At 47.9% G+C, this 14,765-nt stretch carries 17 protein-coding genes and 1 tRNA gene; 8 read left to right on the top strand and 10 right to left on the bottom strand.

The window, feature by feature from the left end:
- Positions 1-81: 81 nt before the first annotated feature.
- Complete coding sequence (acpP, locus tag JNJ77_12570) at positions 82-336, bottom strand: acyl carrier protein (protein ID MBL8823417.1); 255 nt, start codon at positions 334-336, stop codon at positions 82-84.
- Positions 337-617: 281 nt separating this feature from the next.
- A complete protein-coding gene (locus JNJ77_12565) occupies positions 618-803 on the bottom strand; it encodes a hypothetical protein (GenBank protein MBL8823416.1) in 186 nt (61 codons plus the stop codon).
- Between the two features lie 252 nt (positions 804-1,055).
- Here JNJ77_12565 and JNJ77_12560 point away from each other — a divergent pair, with 252 nt between their 5' ends.
- Positions 1,056-3,077 carry an ABC transporter ATP-binding protein gene (locus JNJ77_12560; protein MBL8823415.1) on the top strand — a complete coding sequence of 674 codons (2,022 nt, stop codon included), beginning with the start codon at positions 1,056-1,058 and terminating at the stop codon, positions 3,075-3,077.
- Entirely contained in the window at positions 3,065-4,663 is a 1,599-nt protein-coding gene (locus JNJ77_12555; protein ID MBL8823414.1) for a glycosyltransferase family 39 protein, read from the top strand. Before JNJ77_12560 ends, JNJ77_12555 begins: the two co-directional genes overlap by 13 nt.
- On the opposite strand, the gene JNJ77_12550 is transcribed toward JNJ77_12555, so the two are convergent.
- Positions 4,586-5,620, bottom strand: a complete 1,035-nt coding sequence (locus tag JNJ77_12550) for a hypothetical protein (protein ID MBL8823413.1) — start codon at positions 5,618-5,620, stop codon at positions 4,586-4,588. The two genes, JNJ77_12555 and JNJ77_12550, sit on opposite strands and share 78 nt — an antisense overlap.
- Before the next feature lie 233 nt (positions 5,621-5,853).
- On the opposite strand from JNJ77_12550, the gene JNJ77_12545 reads away from it, so the two are divergent.
- On the top strand, positions 5,854-6,969 hold the full coding sequence (locus JNJ77_12545; protein ID MBL8823412.1) for a hypothetical protein: 1,116 nt from the start codon (positions 5,854-5,856) through the stop codon (positions 6,967-6,969).
- Between the two features lie 67 nt (positions 6,970-7,036).
- On the opposite strand, the gene JNJ77_12540 is transcribed toward JNJ77_12545, so the two are convergent.
- Entirely contained in the window at positions 7,037-7,219 is a 183-nt protein-coding gene (locus JNJ77_12540; protein ID MBL8823411.1) for a hypothetical protein, read from the bottom strand.
- Positions 7,220-7,561: 342 nt separating this feature from the next.
- Here JNJ77_12540 and JNJ77_12535 point away from each other — a divergent pair, with 342 nt between their 5' ends.
- The gene (locus tag JNJ77_12535; protein MBL8823410.1) at positions 7,562-8,170 is read left to right on the top strand and encodes a 5-formyltetrahydrofolate cyclo-ligase; all 609 of its coding nucleotides are present in this window, start codon (positions 7,562-7,564) and stop codon (positions 8,168-8,170) included.
- 96 nt (positions 8,171-8,266) lie between these two features.
- Here the strand turns inward: JNJ77_12535 and JNJ77_12530 are convergent.
- From JNJ77_12530 to JNJ77_12515, 4 genes are all read right to left on the bottom strand, one after another.
- A tRNA-Glu gene (locus JNJ77_12530) sits at positions 8,267-8,339 on the bottom strand.
- A 101-nt stretch (positions 8,340-8,440) separates the two neighbouring features.
- A complete protein-coding gene (locus JNJ77_12525) occupies positions 8,441-8,878 on the bottom strand; it encodes a four helix bundle protein (protein MBL8823409.1) in 438 nt (145 codons plus the stop codon).
- 108 nt (positions 8,879-8,986) lie between these two features.
- The gene (locus tag JNJ77_12520) at positions 8,987-10,324 is read right to left on the bottom strand and encodes a hypothetical protein (GenBank protein ID MBL8823408.1); all 1,338 of its coding nucleotides are present in this window, start codon (positions 10,322-10,324) and stop codon (positions 8,987-8,989) included.
- A 26-nt stretch (positions 10,325-10,350) separates the two neighbouring features.
- A complete protein-coding gene (locus tag JNJ77_12515; GenBank protein ID MBL8823407.1) occupies positions 10,351-10,875 on the bottom strand; it encodes a hypothetical protein in 525 nt (174 codons plus the stop codon).
- Positions 10,876-11,040: 165 nt separating this feature from the next.
- On the opposite strand from JNJ77_12515, the gene JNJ77_12510 reads away from it, so the two are divergent.
- Positions 11,041-11,664 (top strand): hypothetical protein, encoded by a 624-nt coding sequence (locus JNJ77_12510; GenBank protein ID MBL8823406.1) that lies wholly within the window; start codon positions 11,041-11,043, stop codon positions 11,662-11,664.
- Between the two features lie 13 nt (positions 11,665-11,677).
- The gene (locus tag JNJ77_12505) at positions 11,678-12,238 is read left to right on the top strand and encodes a LemA family protein (GenBank protein ID MBL8823405.1); all 561 of its coding nucleotides are present in this window, start codon (positions 11,678-11,680) and stop codon (positions 12,236-12,238) included.
- A gap of 2 nt (positions 12,239-12,240) precedes the next feature.
- Here JNJ77_12505 and JNJ77_12500 read toward each other — a convergent pair whose 3' ends face one another.
- Positions 12,241-12,861, bottom strand: a complete 621-nt coding sequence (locus JNJ77_12500) for a hypothetical protein (protein ID MBL8823404.1) — start codon at positions 12,859-12,861, stop codon at positions 12,241-12,243.
- A gap of 3 nt (positions 12,862-12,864) precedes the next feature.
- Complete coding sequence (locus JNJ77_12495; protein ID MBL8823403.1) at positions 12,865-13,344, bottom strand: SRPBCC family protein; 480 nt, start codon at positions 13,342-13,344, stop codon at positions 12,865-12,867.
- A 132-nt stretch (positions 13,345-13,476) separates the two neighbouring features.
- Here JNJ77_12495 and JNJ77_12490 point away from each other — a divergent pair, with 132 nt between their 5' ends.
- Both JNJ77_12490 and JNJ77_12485 read left to right on the top strand, forming a co-directional pair.
- Positions 13,477-14,196 (top strand): SGNH/GDSL hydrolase family protein, encoded by a 720-nt coding sequence (locus JNJ77_12490; GenBank protein ID MBL8823402.1) that lies wholly within the window; start codon positions 13,477-13,479, stop codon positions 14,194-14,196.
- A gap of 105 nt (positions 14,197-14,301) precedes the next feature.
- Positions 14,302-14,760, top strand: coding sequence for a hypothetical protein (locus tag JNJ77_12485; GenBank protein MBL8823401.1), 459 nt, complete (start codon positions 14,302-14,304; stop codon positions 14,758-14,760).
- Positions 14,761-14,765: the final 5 nt, after the last annotated feature.

The following is a 14,765-nucleotide window of genomic DNA, read 5'->3' as shown; positions in this document are numbered from 1 at the left end:
GATTCGCTCTCGGGAGAGATTACAAAAAAGCAGCGGAAGCACCTGTGCTCCGCTGCCTCCGAAGTTTCAATTCAAACACCACTATTCAGGTTTCTTTTTGAGTTCTGCTTCGATGAAATCAATGGCAGCACCCACGGTTTTGATTTTATCCTGTGAATCTTCGGGAATGTTGATTTCAAACTCTTCTTCGAGTTCCATGACGAGTTCGACAACGTCGAGTGAATCAGCGTTGAGATCTTTCTGGAATTCGGTTTCGCGTTTGACCTGGTCTTTACTGACGCCCATCTGTTCGCTGACGATCTCAATGACCCGCGACTCGATGTTCGTGTCGGCCATGAATTTACTCCTCTGTTTCAAAGTGGTTGCAAGGCGAGGCAAACACTTCAGCTTGCATCCTTCATGATATTTTTCCCTGACGGGAAGTCTTGTGCATCTTTATGGAAGAAACACAGGATTCATGCAATGATATACCCCTCGTGAGTGATTTTGTCTACTCCTACTGCGATTCTGGTGAAAATAGGCAGATGACAGAAGAGCCAATCAGATATTAGATCGGTACTAAAAAACAACGCCTGGAATTATCCAGGCGTAGTAAGCTGGTAGATCATCTTGATCGCTTATGCCAGCGAAGCATAGCTGATGATGCCCTGCGACAAATCACGATCCTTCTTTTCCATTTCATCCAGCACAACTGGATGCCAGTTACGTTCTCGCTGGCCGCGGGGGACATAATGTTCCCTGGCCCAACGGCGTAACTTCAACTCTTCGATCAGATCCAATTCCAACATGGCTGTCAAACCCATAACTCACCTGCGATTCTGACAGAGAGGAGTGAGAAATTGGTTACCAGACGGCTTTTAGTATATCTCTCATGAAATAGACTTCAAGCATCAAATGTACTGAAATATGGACATATTTGGCAGGGGATAATATGACCCACAAACTTAGCCCACCTTGCCTATTTTTGGCGTGAACACAATGGCTCAGCTTGCCCCATTTCTCACATTTTGTTACATCTTTAGACTCATCCATGCATTTTTGCCAGGGAAGGCCGCATGCATAACTTCTTTCGCGCTTTACGTTTCGCCTGGCCCTATCGCTGGCAGTTTGCTGCATCGCTCTTTTGTGCAGTCATGGTAGCCCTCTTATGGGGCGCCAATTTCACTGCCATTTATCCGTTCCTGAAAATCCTTACCGAGAAAAAAACACCGCAACAATGGATTGCCGAACAGATTGATCAAAATGACAAAGACATTGAAGAGACCAAAAAAATCCTGGCTGGAAACCAGAATGAGCAAAATAAACTTCTTAACCAACCACAAAATGGCGAGCGTGACAAGAAACTGGCAACTGTTACGCGTGAAATCGCTCGAGCTCAGGACAAGCTGGCTGCCACAGAAAAATCGAACTACTGGAACTTCGTGATCAAGCGGTATGTTGACCGCTACTGTCCCGCCGATCCCTTTGAAGTCATGTTGTGGATCTTTGGCATTGTCCTTGTTGCTGTCGCACTCAAAGGTGTGTTTGATTTTCTTCAAGAGACATTGGTAGCCAACTTTGTTTATCAAACTGTGTTTGATGTACGGAACAGACTCTATCGCCAGGTACTCAGGCAGGATGTTCGCCAGTTCAATCAGGAAGGTGCTGCGAACATCATGTCCCGTTTCACCACTGACTCTGAAACACTGGGCAGTGGCATCAGAACGCTGGGTGGCAAGATGATTGTGGAGCCACTCAAAGCCCTGGTCTGCATCATCCTGGCATGCACTATCAGTTGGCGGCTGACGCTCATTTTCCTCATCCTGGTGCCTATTGCTGTTTTCTTCATGAGTTGGGTGGGAAAAACTCTGCGCCTTGCTAGCAAGAAAGTCTTTGCCAGCATGGCCAGTATTGTCAAAATCATTCAGGAAGGCATTCAAGGCATTCAGGTCGTCAAAGCTTTCACCGCTGAACAACACGAAAGGCGACGGTTACACCGCGGCGGAAAAGACTTCATGAAGAAGGCCATGAAAGTCGTCAGGTTTGAATCAGCTACTGACCCGATCATGGAATTTCTTGCTGTCATTGCCGTTTGCGGCGCTTTGACCATGGGTACCTATCTGGTGCTGAGCGGCCAGGAGCGTATTTTTAATCAGCAGGTGATGAACAATCAATTGGAAGCATCCAGCCTATTGTCACTCTATCTGATGCTGGTTGCCACCGCTGATCCGCTGAGAAAATTATCGAGCGTATTCAGTAAAGTGCAGGCTGCTTGTGCAGCGGCAGATCGCATTTACGAAATCATGGATCGCCAGCCTCAGGTTGATCCTAATCTGAAGGGGTTACGGCTACCACGTCATCAGCAGAGTATTGATTTCCACGATGTCTGTTTTGGCTATTCACCCGATCGACCTGTGCTTAATCATGTCAATTTGAGCATTCAGCATGGTGAAACAGTTGCCATCGTTGGCAGAAATGGCTGTGGAAAGAGCACTCTGATGAGTCTGCTCAGCAGGTTTTATGACCCTGATTATGGCACCATTCACATTGATGGCATGAACATCCGAAATGTGCGACTGAAAAGCCTGCGCAAGCAGCTGGGCTATGTCACACAGCATACTGTACTCTTTGATGACACTATCAAAGCCAATATTGCCTACGGCACCTTCGGCGTAACTGATGAAGAGATTGAAGTAGCTGCACGTAAGGCCCACGCTCACGAGTTCATTTCCAGACTATCCAAGGGTTATGAAACACGTGTGGGCGAAATGGGGAACAACCTATCAGGAGGACAGCGACAGCGTATTGCACTGGCACGGGCCATTCTGCGTGATCCAGCCATTCTGATTCTGGACGAAGCTACCAGTGCTGCCGATGCGGAAAGCGAACAGGTTATCCACGATGCTCTGGAGCACTTCACCAAAGGTCGCACAACCTTCCTGATAACGCATCGTGCCAGTTCGCTTAAAATTGCTGATCGCATCATTGTGATGCACGACGGTTGCATAGAAGCTACAGGCACGCATGAAGCTTTGCTCCGAACATCCGAAGCGTATCAACGCCTGCATGATGCATTGGGAACACGGTGGGCAGCTTAAGAAACAAAACTGGTCTTTTCATCGGCACGTTGGCTCTGGTCTTCCTGCTGACGTTCTACAAACTCGGCGACCGGGAGTTGTGGAGTAGTCACGAAGCTCGTGCAGCACAGGATGCGCAAAGCATTCTCGATGGTTGTGATTGGCGGCTTCCACGTTTGTTCGATGGCAGGCCGGAACTGCAGAAGCCACCTCTATATTACTGGCTCACAGCATGTTTTGGCTGGATGCAACACGGTGTGGATGCTTGGGCAGTCAGGTTGCCTGCAGCACTTGGCTCAGTATTGACAGGTCTGGCTGTATATTTGTTGCTGAAGAAATCCGGCATGGAGCGAGCTGCCTGGCTCAGCATGATCTGCCTGTGGACCATGGTTCACTTCACGTGGATGAGCCGGGTTGGTCGGATTGACATGCCTCTGACTGCTGCCATCACCTGGTGTCTGGTCAGTTTCTATTGTGGCATGCAATCAATTGGATACAGCAGGAACTATTGGTATGCACTAGGATACCTTTCACTGACAGCAGGAATCATGCTGAAAGGACCAATTGCTCTAGTACTGGTTGGCCTGGTTATTGTTAGCTGTTTTGTTGCGCAGACGCTGGCAAATCGAATTGCATATCCTTCGACACATACGGGCATTAACTTTCGTTCGCTGGTCTTCTCCGTTTTTTGGGGAATCCCACTGATCGTTATTCTGGTACTCCCCTGGGCCTGGTGGGTCAATCAGGAAACTGCTGGTAAATTTCTCGAAGAGTTTGTTATCAAACACAACGTACAACGAGGACTTGGTGGTGATGAACAACTTGATGGCCACCTGCATCCCTGGTGGTATTACCTCCTACGCATCTGGCTGGATACTGCTCCGTGGGGATTATTGTTGCCCGTTTGTGTCACTGCATTGATCCAACGCAAGCTCACTTCCCGCTGGGCAATTACCGGACTGGCATGGTTTCTCTCCATTCTGATTTTTCTCAGTTGCATGCAATATAAGCGAGCTGATTATCTTCTGCCCGCTTATCCAGGGCTCGCTATCCTCATTGGTGTCTGCATCGATCAATGGTTACGTCAATGGAATCCTGCACGACAACATGCAGCCATCTGGACTGGTACGATTCTGATTGCGATGACGGTCACCGGATGGTTCACCTATGTCCAATGGATCATCCCATCCTGGGAGCCAGAAAGAAGCCTCAGTGAATTTGCCAGGAAAGTAAGAAACCATGTTCCATCACCTGGTCAGGTCATACTATTTCGAATCGATTCACATTATCTGGCGTGGGAATTGGGAAAACCTGCTGAACGCATTTGGGAATGGGAGAATCTCGGCTGGTGGGCAACCAGAAAGCCACCAATTTATGTGGTCATGCCTGAACGATATGCCAAAGAATGCCTGACCATGCTGCCGGAAGGAGAATTGCATCCACTGCTAAGTACGCTGGAGAATGATAATGGCAAGCATGATTTACCACTGGTCCTTCTGGTGAACCAGCCACCGATGATTTCGCAAAAATCAATAGTCCCAACCCACACGGATCATCCAGGCATTGCCTGGGTCAAAATTGTCAGTGTTATGCACTCCATACCGTAATTCACGCTCAAATACATATCCTGCTTGAAGCACTCCCTGGCCTCGCTTACCATTCCATGCCAGACCAACCAAGGCTCGGTAATCGCGATAATCAATCGTTTCACGTTGATTATCTTCATTCTTGAATGCCCAGCCGTTGCCGCCGAATTCTGCGCCGAGAGTCACTTCCCATGTCGTGCCCCGCCAGCAGCCCAGTGTATGTATAATCCGGGGCTGCGGAAAAATGGCTTCCATACGAGTTGCACACGTTGCCTGCCAGGCAAAACCAACTACTGGAAGCAGTTTGGTTGTGTTACGATTCAAATACCAGACACCTGCCACAGCCCGCAATGTAGGCAACATGTCATGTAGCGAGATAGCGTGTCCTTTGAGTCGAAAGCCATCTGGAGGAGTAATACGGAAATCGGTAGACAACCCCGGCGAGACAGCCAGGTCTAACGCCCAGACGGGAGTAATCGCAGGACGCCAGCCAAAGTCGAGATACAAATCGTAGAGCACCGGCGGCAAAGATGTATCTGCCGGTGCAGTTTCCGGTTGATAGTTTTCATGCCACCATTGCACCGCAAAACTGATCCCCGAATTGAACCGATGACAATTATCACAGATGGGTCGCTGAAAAAAGTGAGTCGAACGGAAATCAGCCCAGGCATTGGTCATTTCCAGGCGATGAATCCTCAACCCTGGCAAATCACCAAAATCAATCCAGGAATAGTGCAGCAAATCATCCTGATAGAAACGATCAATGGTGGTAGTTTCTTCAGTCACTGTTCCTGGTGCAGTAGGAATCGTCTGCTGTTGTGTACTGTTAAATACAGGCTTAAGAAAAGATTCCTGTGGAACATCGAGTGAAGTACCAGCACCTGTCTGTACTTTTTCAGGAGTTTGAAGAAGTACTTGCTGTGAAAAGCAGTTATCGGCAGCGAAAAATATAATCAGAATAATGAACCAGTTTTTCATGGTGTGCCTCAATCCAAAAACAGCCATTTATCGTGATCAGTTCATTCTGTCAAGTTATCGCTGATGCAAGGCTACCTGTAATCAACATGTGGAATTTCACTGATGACAGAACCTCAAAATCGAAGAAATACGTTAAAGGTTGTGGTGTTCTTTTGCCGATCTAAAGACTACGCATCGCCCTAAAGTTTGTGAGCAGGATGCTCGCATTATCGGGGAACCAAGGAAGGTCAACTATGCTGCGTCGTTCATTTCGTCCTGGCATTGAAACGCTTGAAGCTCGCGATGTACCAACCGTCACCTACAGCTTGATTGATGGCGGCCAGACTCTCAAAATTACCGGTTCCAAAAACTGGGACACAATTGACATCGTTCAGAATGATGATGCCAACACGCTTGAAATCTCCACGGCAGTACTCTCCAAAGTGGAAGGCGCTGCTGTTTCCAACCTGGCATCACGATCTTTCACTTCTTCTTCCATCAAGAAGATAGTGGTGGACCTCGGACAGGGAGACGACAAATTTTCCTATACCCTTGCTGAAGGTACTAACCTGATCTACGGCAAGAAGATATTTGTCAATGGAAATGGTGGCAATGATACCATTCGAATTGATACCGCAAACCCTGGTTTTGCCGGGGGCGTTGAAATCCCTGAATTCACCAACAAACGGGATCGTTATCTTTTCTACCTCGCACATCCGGAACTTCTGAATAATGATGGTGGAATAGCTATCGATCCTATGCCTGTTCATTCACGAATTGAAGACAAGCTGCATATCACCATCGAAGGCGGTGCAGGCGATGATCGCGTAGATTTTGTACTCGGTGAAGTGTCTGCCTCAAATACGGTACATGTCACAACTAATTTGGGTGATGGCAACGATAGTTTCACCCTGACGAACCAATATCTAATTGATGAACGCGCCAGCGTCTACGTCAATGTTAGCGGTCATCAAGGCGATGATTTCATCGATGTCAGCATCCATGGTGATATCGCTGATCGCGCTCTGGTTGATCTGATATTCCGTGGCGGTAACGGCAACGATGTGTTGAATCAGGGGGTCTTTGGTGCTGTAAATGGTCGAGTCAACGCCCGTGCGTGGGGTAATAACGGTGCCGATGAATTAACCTTTACGGCAACTGCAACGGCAGAAAGCACAGGGCAAATAAGTGTCGTCCAGCAGGGTAATGCAGGAGACGACATGCTGACTTTCCAAGTCAGTGATGTAGTATTCCAGTTACTGGCCGATGTAGATGTGGATGGCGGCAGTGGCGCGAACAGTGGCATACTGACTCATGATGTGAGTGCACAGAATCTCGACACGATTCTCTGGATGCCAGCCCTGATCTAGTCAATTTAAGAAACCAAATCACCACATCGCTCTGACTTTCAGAGCGATGTTAGTATTTCTTGATTGCTTATTTCGGAGAATTGCAGGTACCCGGCGCCGGGGCATAGTTCATCACTGGTTGTGGCTGATAGTACTGTGGCGGCGGAGAATCGCAACGGCGATCCATGCCAAACAAGTTCTTGCAGGCCTGACAACCCGTCAGCGAGAGTATCACTGCTGAAAGTGTCAGCATAAAGATGGTGCGTTTCATGGTAACCTCTTGAGTTAAGTCTCATCATTTACTTGGTGTGATGAGTCCCCCTTTGAACTCATCGAGATGCATCTTCTGGAGCATCTGGAAGTAGAATAATGGCTTCTGTATCAAGAGTAGATTTCCGCCAACTGCATTGCAATTGCACTCTCAGACAACACGATTTAAACCTTCAGATTTCCTTCCACCTGTAGCATCAGGCTAAACTTTGCGGCCTCACTGCCAATCTCTCTGAAACCAACACGTAGATATCAGGAAAAACAGCACCTTTGATTCCGCATCGATTCCTTCGAACGCTCCATACAATGAGCCGAACAGTTTACCTGACCCGCAGAGTTCAACATGATGAGCACTACGAACGCAAGTACTGACATCGCAGAACTGAAGAAAAAGCTTCGCGAAGAAGCACATGCCCGACGAAATGCACAGGAAAACAAGGATGAACTCAGCCAGCAGATCATTCAGAGCTTCATGAACCTGCCTGAATATCAGAAGGCAAACACTGTTCTCTTTTACATTGATGTTCGCAGTGAAGTGCGAACGAGACAGTCGTTGCCGGAAGCACTGAAGTCAGGCAAAACGATTGCTATACCATGGTGTACGGAAACCGTGGAACTGGCACTGTTCAAGCTCGAAAACATGGATGAACTCTCGGTAGGCATGTACAAGATTCTGGAGCCCAAAGAACAACTGCGTCTGCTACCTGAAAAGCAGGTGGATCCGAAATCTATTGATCTGATCATGGTGCCCGGCGTTGCATTTGATCGCCGCTGCGCCCGCATGGGGCATGGTAAAGGCTACTATGACAAACTGCTGGAAAATGTACGCCCAGAAACTCCACTGGTGGCATTGGCATTTGAATGCCAGTTGTTTCCCGAAATTCCTGTCGCTCCCCACGATGTCTTTATGAGCAAGATCATTACAGAGAAAACCATCTACCAGAGAGCATGATGGGTTCATCTCAATGTAAAAAAAACGCCTCACCTGTGGAAGGTGAGGCGTTTCCAGAACTTACGTCATCAAGCAGGACAATGCTAGATGACAAGGTGACCCCACGGGGATTCGAACCCCGGTTGCAGGAGTGAAAATCCTGTGTCCTAGGCCTCTAGACGATGGGGCCGTCGCGATAGATGGTTTTATCCAAGACACCGTTTTTTGGCAATAGGTTCAGAGCGAGTTCTCTGAATCATGGATATGGTCGTCATATTAAAAGAAATACAGTCATGAACTAGACATGCTGGCTCGTCTGTTACCCAGTTTCCGAGCGGATTTTCTACAACTGACCATAATAGCCATCAGTTCATGCACTTCGGTAAGAAGTGAACTGGTCGGAGTTCGGGGGCCGAGGTCTCCATCGAGTAACAATTCAAGCCAGTATGCTGCTAATTCCAATTCATACAGCGCGCCATCCAACCGATTGAGATACGAACGCAATTTGCGGCATCGCACTGCTGCTCGATAATAAGCACCTGCCCGCGTCACCGTTCTGAACATGCGTTTGCCTACTATCATCGCTTCATCGCGGTCAGGCAAACTGCGATACAGCTTTATAGCATGTAATGAAGCGGCTTTCGTTCGTGCACGGAGTTCGGTTGGAGGCGGATACATCTTCTCTTTGCTCCCCAATTGGCAGAATAGCACAACTCGGAAATAAATCATGTCTCGGTTTGCAACAGATTCATCCCTTTAGAGGCACAATTTACCCTCGTGCAAATCGCAGACCATACGAAACAGATCATTGATCCATGCATAGTTTATAGCTACCCTCTAGCGGTTGTATGGCATCTCCTGGATCCAGTTAAAGCTTCGATTCATTAACTGTGATGGCTTTTCAGGAACATATTTGAACGATGCATCGATTCTTCTGCCGTCCATTGATCCAGTCAGTTGCAGTTGTTCTGGAGTTGGCATTTGATACTGAAAACTGGCAGACCATGTAGGAGTACTGAATTTGCCTAACACCAGTTTCTTTTCATCTTGATGCCAGGTTATCCGGTATGCAAGGATGGGTGGCTTGGCTGTGGTAATTCTGACGAGATTGTTCCCAGCAAAATCGAGAAATGAAATATTTAACATGTCATCAGTAGCGGCAGGTTTTCCATCGAGTTGCACCGACACCGATTGCCAACGCCCTTTCACCGGTGGCGGTTCACCGCCGTAGGTGTCGTTCCACCGCTTATACCCAACCTGAATCTGACCAAACAGCATCGCTGCGACGAGCAGGGTACGAAAGATCAGCGTCAGGCGTGAGCACCATTTGTTATTACAAAATAGTTGAAATTGCGTTGTTTCAACAGAACGACCAAGTACCAGTAATTTGAAGAGCCGAGGCATATCGGGAATCAACAGGAAAACACCCATCATCAGATAATGGAGTGAATAAAGTTTGACTGGTACATCAAAGCACATGTTCAAAGCAAAAATCTGGGTCATAGCGGCAATGGTTAGCAGAGCACCAAGTGTAGTGGTTCGTCGAGTCACTAAACACAAACCAGCCAGCACTTCCACTGCACCAGTAAACATCTGATAAGGCGTGGAGAACCCCATAAAAGTCCAAAGCAACCCCATGGGGGACATATCACCTAAGGCCTGGTTCAATCTGAACGAGGTCGGTGGGGGGAACTGCAAAGGAAAAACTTTGGCAAAGCCGTATCCAAATAACATCTGTATCAGGAAAAACCTGACGAAAACGCGAACCACTCCATGCAGCCAGCGATCGCCATTCCAGTTGATGTTGAAGAAGTGTAACACCAGCAGCACTATCGACCAGATGACAGCCAAGGCGACTGCGATGACTGCTGCACAGAAACAGCCAACATAATTGCGCATCGTATCGCCACTGCCTGTCATCTGAATGACGACAGGCTTATCGAATACTTTTGGCCCTACCCACTGGCAAATCTCATTCTTGGTTTGATAGATCCAGGAATAGGCTTTGCCATAGTACTCTGCATATGCCTTCATCCATTCAGGCTGTGAATTTGGTTCAATCAATTGAACAGGCAGTCCGACGAGATCAAATGGAAACGGGAAGATGAAGCAGAGCCAGTAGAAAAGCAAAACTCGCCGGGGAAACTGCAGCAGATGCGAGATGAATTGTTCCATATGATGCCTGCCTTTTTGCTGCAATTTCAGCCATTTATCTTATTACTTGCTGGATCGTGATTATCTTTCAGGAGAGGTAAACCCAGTATACCGGCAAGCTGCTCCGCCATCACTTCATCACATTCCAGATCTAAAGAATAGTTGGCATGATCACAGAATCGCCAGGGTTTACCAGCTTTGAAACGAAGGTAGATGGCAGCATGGTATGACATGCCGTTGTGGCCATAGGGAGTATGCCAGACTGAGTAGGTAACCGCAACGGCATCCTTGATGGGTGCTTGTTTTCGATGAACGTTTACTATGCCCAGAACGCTGTACTCGCAAATCACCAGTTGATCGTTATCATCCATCAGGAATCTGCGAAAGAACGCACCACGGATTACGACGTACAGGCTCAGGACAATCAGCACGCCAATGACAAGTTTCGTGGTTACATTCGGACAATAAAGCAATGTAACTGCATAGAGAATACCAAGTGGAATTGCAGGAGAATTCTGAAGCAGCCAGCGCTTCTGGAGTTGCCGGGTATGATCCATGAGGAGAGATGTCATGTGATTTCTGTTCTTGATTACTTCAACAGTGCATGTCTACACTTTATTACCTCGAATTAATTCGCTGGACAAACAGCTTCATACAAAGGATGATCTTTCGCGTATCGTCTTGCGGCCAGGGAATGATTATTCGTGGTACCCTTCGTCATCATCATAGCATTCATCATGATCGGTTTACTGATCATTGGAGCTTCGATCTATCAGGAACGCAAGCGGATGCAGTTCTGGATGGGGCTGGCTGACGAATGGGGGTTTCGTTACCGTGCGGGTGATCCATACCTCATCGCTGAACGTCAGGAGTTTCCCTTCACTCGGCAAGGGCATAGCCGACGCGTCGTGAATCTGATTGAAGGCAAGGTGGACAGCCGTCAGATGTTGCTCTTTGATTACACCTATAAAACAGGTTCCGGGAAGAACCAGTCGACACACCATCTTTCGATGTTAATGCTTGAAGCGCCTGTTACCGGTCACCAACTGGTCATCCATGCAGAGAATTTCCTCGACCGCATCATGGGCTTTCTTGGGTTCGAGGATATCAACTTCGAGTACGAGGAATTCAATCGGGCGTTTCAGGTAAGATGTGATGACAAGAAATTCGCCTACGATGTCATTCATTCCGACATGATGGAATTTCTCATGCAGGATCGCACACTGGCCCTGCAGTGGAGCAATAACCACATTCTCTTCTATCGTTCGTCACGCAGGAGATTTGACAGGCACGAAGCGGAAAGCATCAGGCAGGCTGCCTTAGGATTCGTAAAGAGACTACCTGCGTACATGATGGAATAAAAGGAGTACTCTCTTGGAACAACTGGCACTGGTTGCAGGCATTATTGTTGTACTCCTCGTGGTCTATGTCATCGCCACCTACAATCGACTGGTCAATCTTCGCACCCTCATCGAAAATGCCTGGAGCAACATCGAGACGGAACTGAAGCGTCGCTATGACCTGATACCGAATCTTGTCTCCACAGTAAAAGGATATGCTGCTCACGAAAAGGAAGTTTTCGAAAAGGTTACTCAGGCTCGTATGCAGGCGATGCAATCACATGGCGATCGTGCGGAGCAGGCTCGTGATGAAAATCAATTGGCCCAGGCAATGCGGGGTGTGCTGGCCGTTGCAGAAAGTTACCCCGATCTGAAAGCCAGTACACTGTTCCTGGCACTGCAGAAGGAATTGACTAACACCGAGAACCGCATCCAGGCTGCTCGCCGTTTCTACAACGGCAACATCAAGGATTCCAATTCCCTGGTACGGCAGTTCCCCAGCAATCTGCTGGCACGATGGTTTGGCTTTTCCGAATCTGCATTCTTTGAAGTAGAATCTGCGCTGGAACGCCAGCCTGTGCAGGTCAGCCTGTAACTTTATTTCTTGGAGCCGTACGTTTTCTCCAGTTGCTTCACGTATTCTGCCATTGTCGATAAGCCTATCTCAGCACGTCTCTTATCCACCTCAGCTTCATTTTCCATCGGACGAGGTTTCCATTCACCGTTAACTTGCGAGAACTGGGTACCGTATCGTTGTTTTTTGCCTTCAGCAATCAGCACACGATCAGTCAGGTAAGCCAGGTTTTTGCCATGCACTTCCGTTTTGGGAAGCTTGTCCATCAGATCGAGACATTGCCTCTGGAAAGCTGGCTTGGCATCCGCATGCTGCACAAGCAGCCACGCAGCCTGTGCACCATCGCTACCTACCATGCTGATGGTAGGCCAGCCTTGCTTATCGACGATACCCTTCAGCCACGCTGTGTTTTCAGAATCAATCTTGCTTACTTTTTCAATCAACTTCATCTGATCTGTTTTTTCGCTTTGAGGCTTTTTGGATAGTTCAATCATCGCAAAGCGGGCGTCTTGATCCAGCTTTACCCGTTGCTTGAGTTCCTGCTGCAATTCCGGATGAGTTGGCTTTTTGGGCTGTCTATCCTGGGCAGAAACCATTGCACACCAGGCGAGAATTGCAATGCAGGATATGAGTTGTTTTGACATAGTTCACTTCCCGGATTTGAGTTGCTGAAGGTGCCGTTTGACTGCCTGCTTGAGGAGAAACGAAATCATCCACAACGACCAACTTGAGAGAGTTGTTTTGGGGTAGAGTTCAAAACGTCTGGTAACCTGGGTACCTTGTTCCACAGGCTGAAAGTCCCAAATCTCCAGAAAATGTGTCGCCATTTTGGATAATGGAGGCGTGAACTCGTTCATGGTCATCTGGAGTTGCTTGCCAGGCCGCCAAGCGGTGATGGTTTCGACATGAGAAGAACCATCGCGGTTAACGACTCGAATTCTTGTGCCCAGTATTTCAGGATTTCTCACTTCGAACTCAGCGGATTTTATTCCTGGGAGCGGACCATAACCCTGGAAACTGCTCCAGTTCTGAAGATCAAGTATCTGGTTGACTATTTCATCTGCAGAACCGGGGAGAACTTCCTGACACACCAATAGAATCGGTTTGCGAGTGGTATGCAACTTCACATTTTCTCCTCTACAGCCGCTTCGGGATTGAGTTCGGTATTAATTTATTCATGTATGCCGGTACACAGCATAGTTACTTTTGCAGATTCAGTTAAAATGAATACTTAATCATCTATCAGGTGCCTTTCAACCATGTCTTACTCTATCCTGATGCTGTGTCTTTTGTTTAGCCCAAACTTCGAGCAGGGAGCATCGCAGCCCAAGCGTATTCTGTTCATTGGTAACAGCCTGACTTACACGAATGAGTTGCCTGTGCTGGTACAGCAGTTTTTCGTATCGCTCAAGCAGCCTAAGCCATTTGTAGAAGCCTTTACTGAACCAGGTGCTTCACTGGGCGATCACTGGCAGTTGCCTCGAACTGGCAAACGCATCGTAGAAGGTAAGTGGGATTACATCATCCTGCAGCAAGGCCCCTCCTCACTGGCGGCCAGCCAGAAGGAATTCATGAAAGACATGGAGACAGGGAAACAGTTTTTCAAACAGACCAAGGCCAAAGTTTGCCTCTTCATGGTTTGGCCTGAGTCGAACCGCAAGCAGTATTTTCCTCAGGTGCGGCAAGCCTATGCCAGTGCAGCCAAGTCAGTGAACGGTCTGTTTCTCCCTGCAGGTATTGCACTGAAAGAGGTGCAAAAGAATGCACCTAAACTGGCACTCTTCACCGATGGACTGCACCCTACCCCGCTGGGAACATTCCTGGCTGGGTACGTGATCGCTGCGAAATTGACTGGCACCGATGCTGAACAATTGCCTGCACAGTTTCATTGGAAGCAGTATGAAATCAAGCTTAACCAGGCAGATTACCAGAATTGTCTGGAAGCGGTACGTATAGCATTAAAGGATGAGGGAAAGTAAGTTCTGTTCTGGAAATAACCGAATTTTCAACGGGGTAATGTCGGCCAAACTTCGCTTATAATCATAACCATGTTGATTGATAGTTCACTTAAGCGAGGAATCCCTATGTACCGTTTCATGCTTTGCAGTCTGTTTCTCTGCCTGCCCGGCATAACACTGGCTGGTGATGATTTCAAAATCGATGGCAAGTTTACTGGCAACGGCAAAGCCGCCAAGCTGAATTCACTGGTCGTCAAAAAAGGGGATAACGACCGCAAAGGCCGGCTCATTCTCATGTTTTCCGAGAAGACACCCAAGGCATCCGATACTGACGTGGCTGCCATGTTCGGCAGACTGGGCGATGCACTGGTCATTACCATGAAAGAAGATGGTAAAATCACGGGCTGCCTGGTGGCACATACAGCTCATGGCGACGGCGGGTTTCAATCCATTGGTGAAATTGAATGCAAAGACTTTAAGATTGCCGATGGCAAGATCAGCGGCAAACTGACAACCAATGGCGAACAGAAAGCCTTTGGCAAAAACTGGGAAGTCGATCTGAAGTTCACGGGCAAGATGCCATAAAGACC

It is taken from the genome of Planctomycetia bacterium, assembly GCA_016795155.1.
GTDB lineage: Bacteria > Planctomycetota > Planctomycetia > Gemmatales > HRBIN36 > JAEUIE01.
This window is presented reverse-complemented; position numbering and strand designations above follow the sequence as displayed.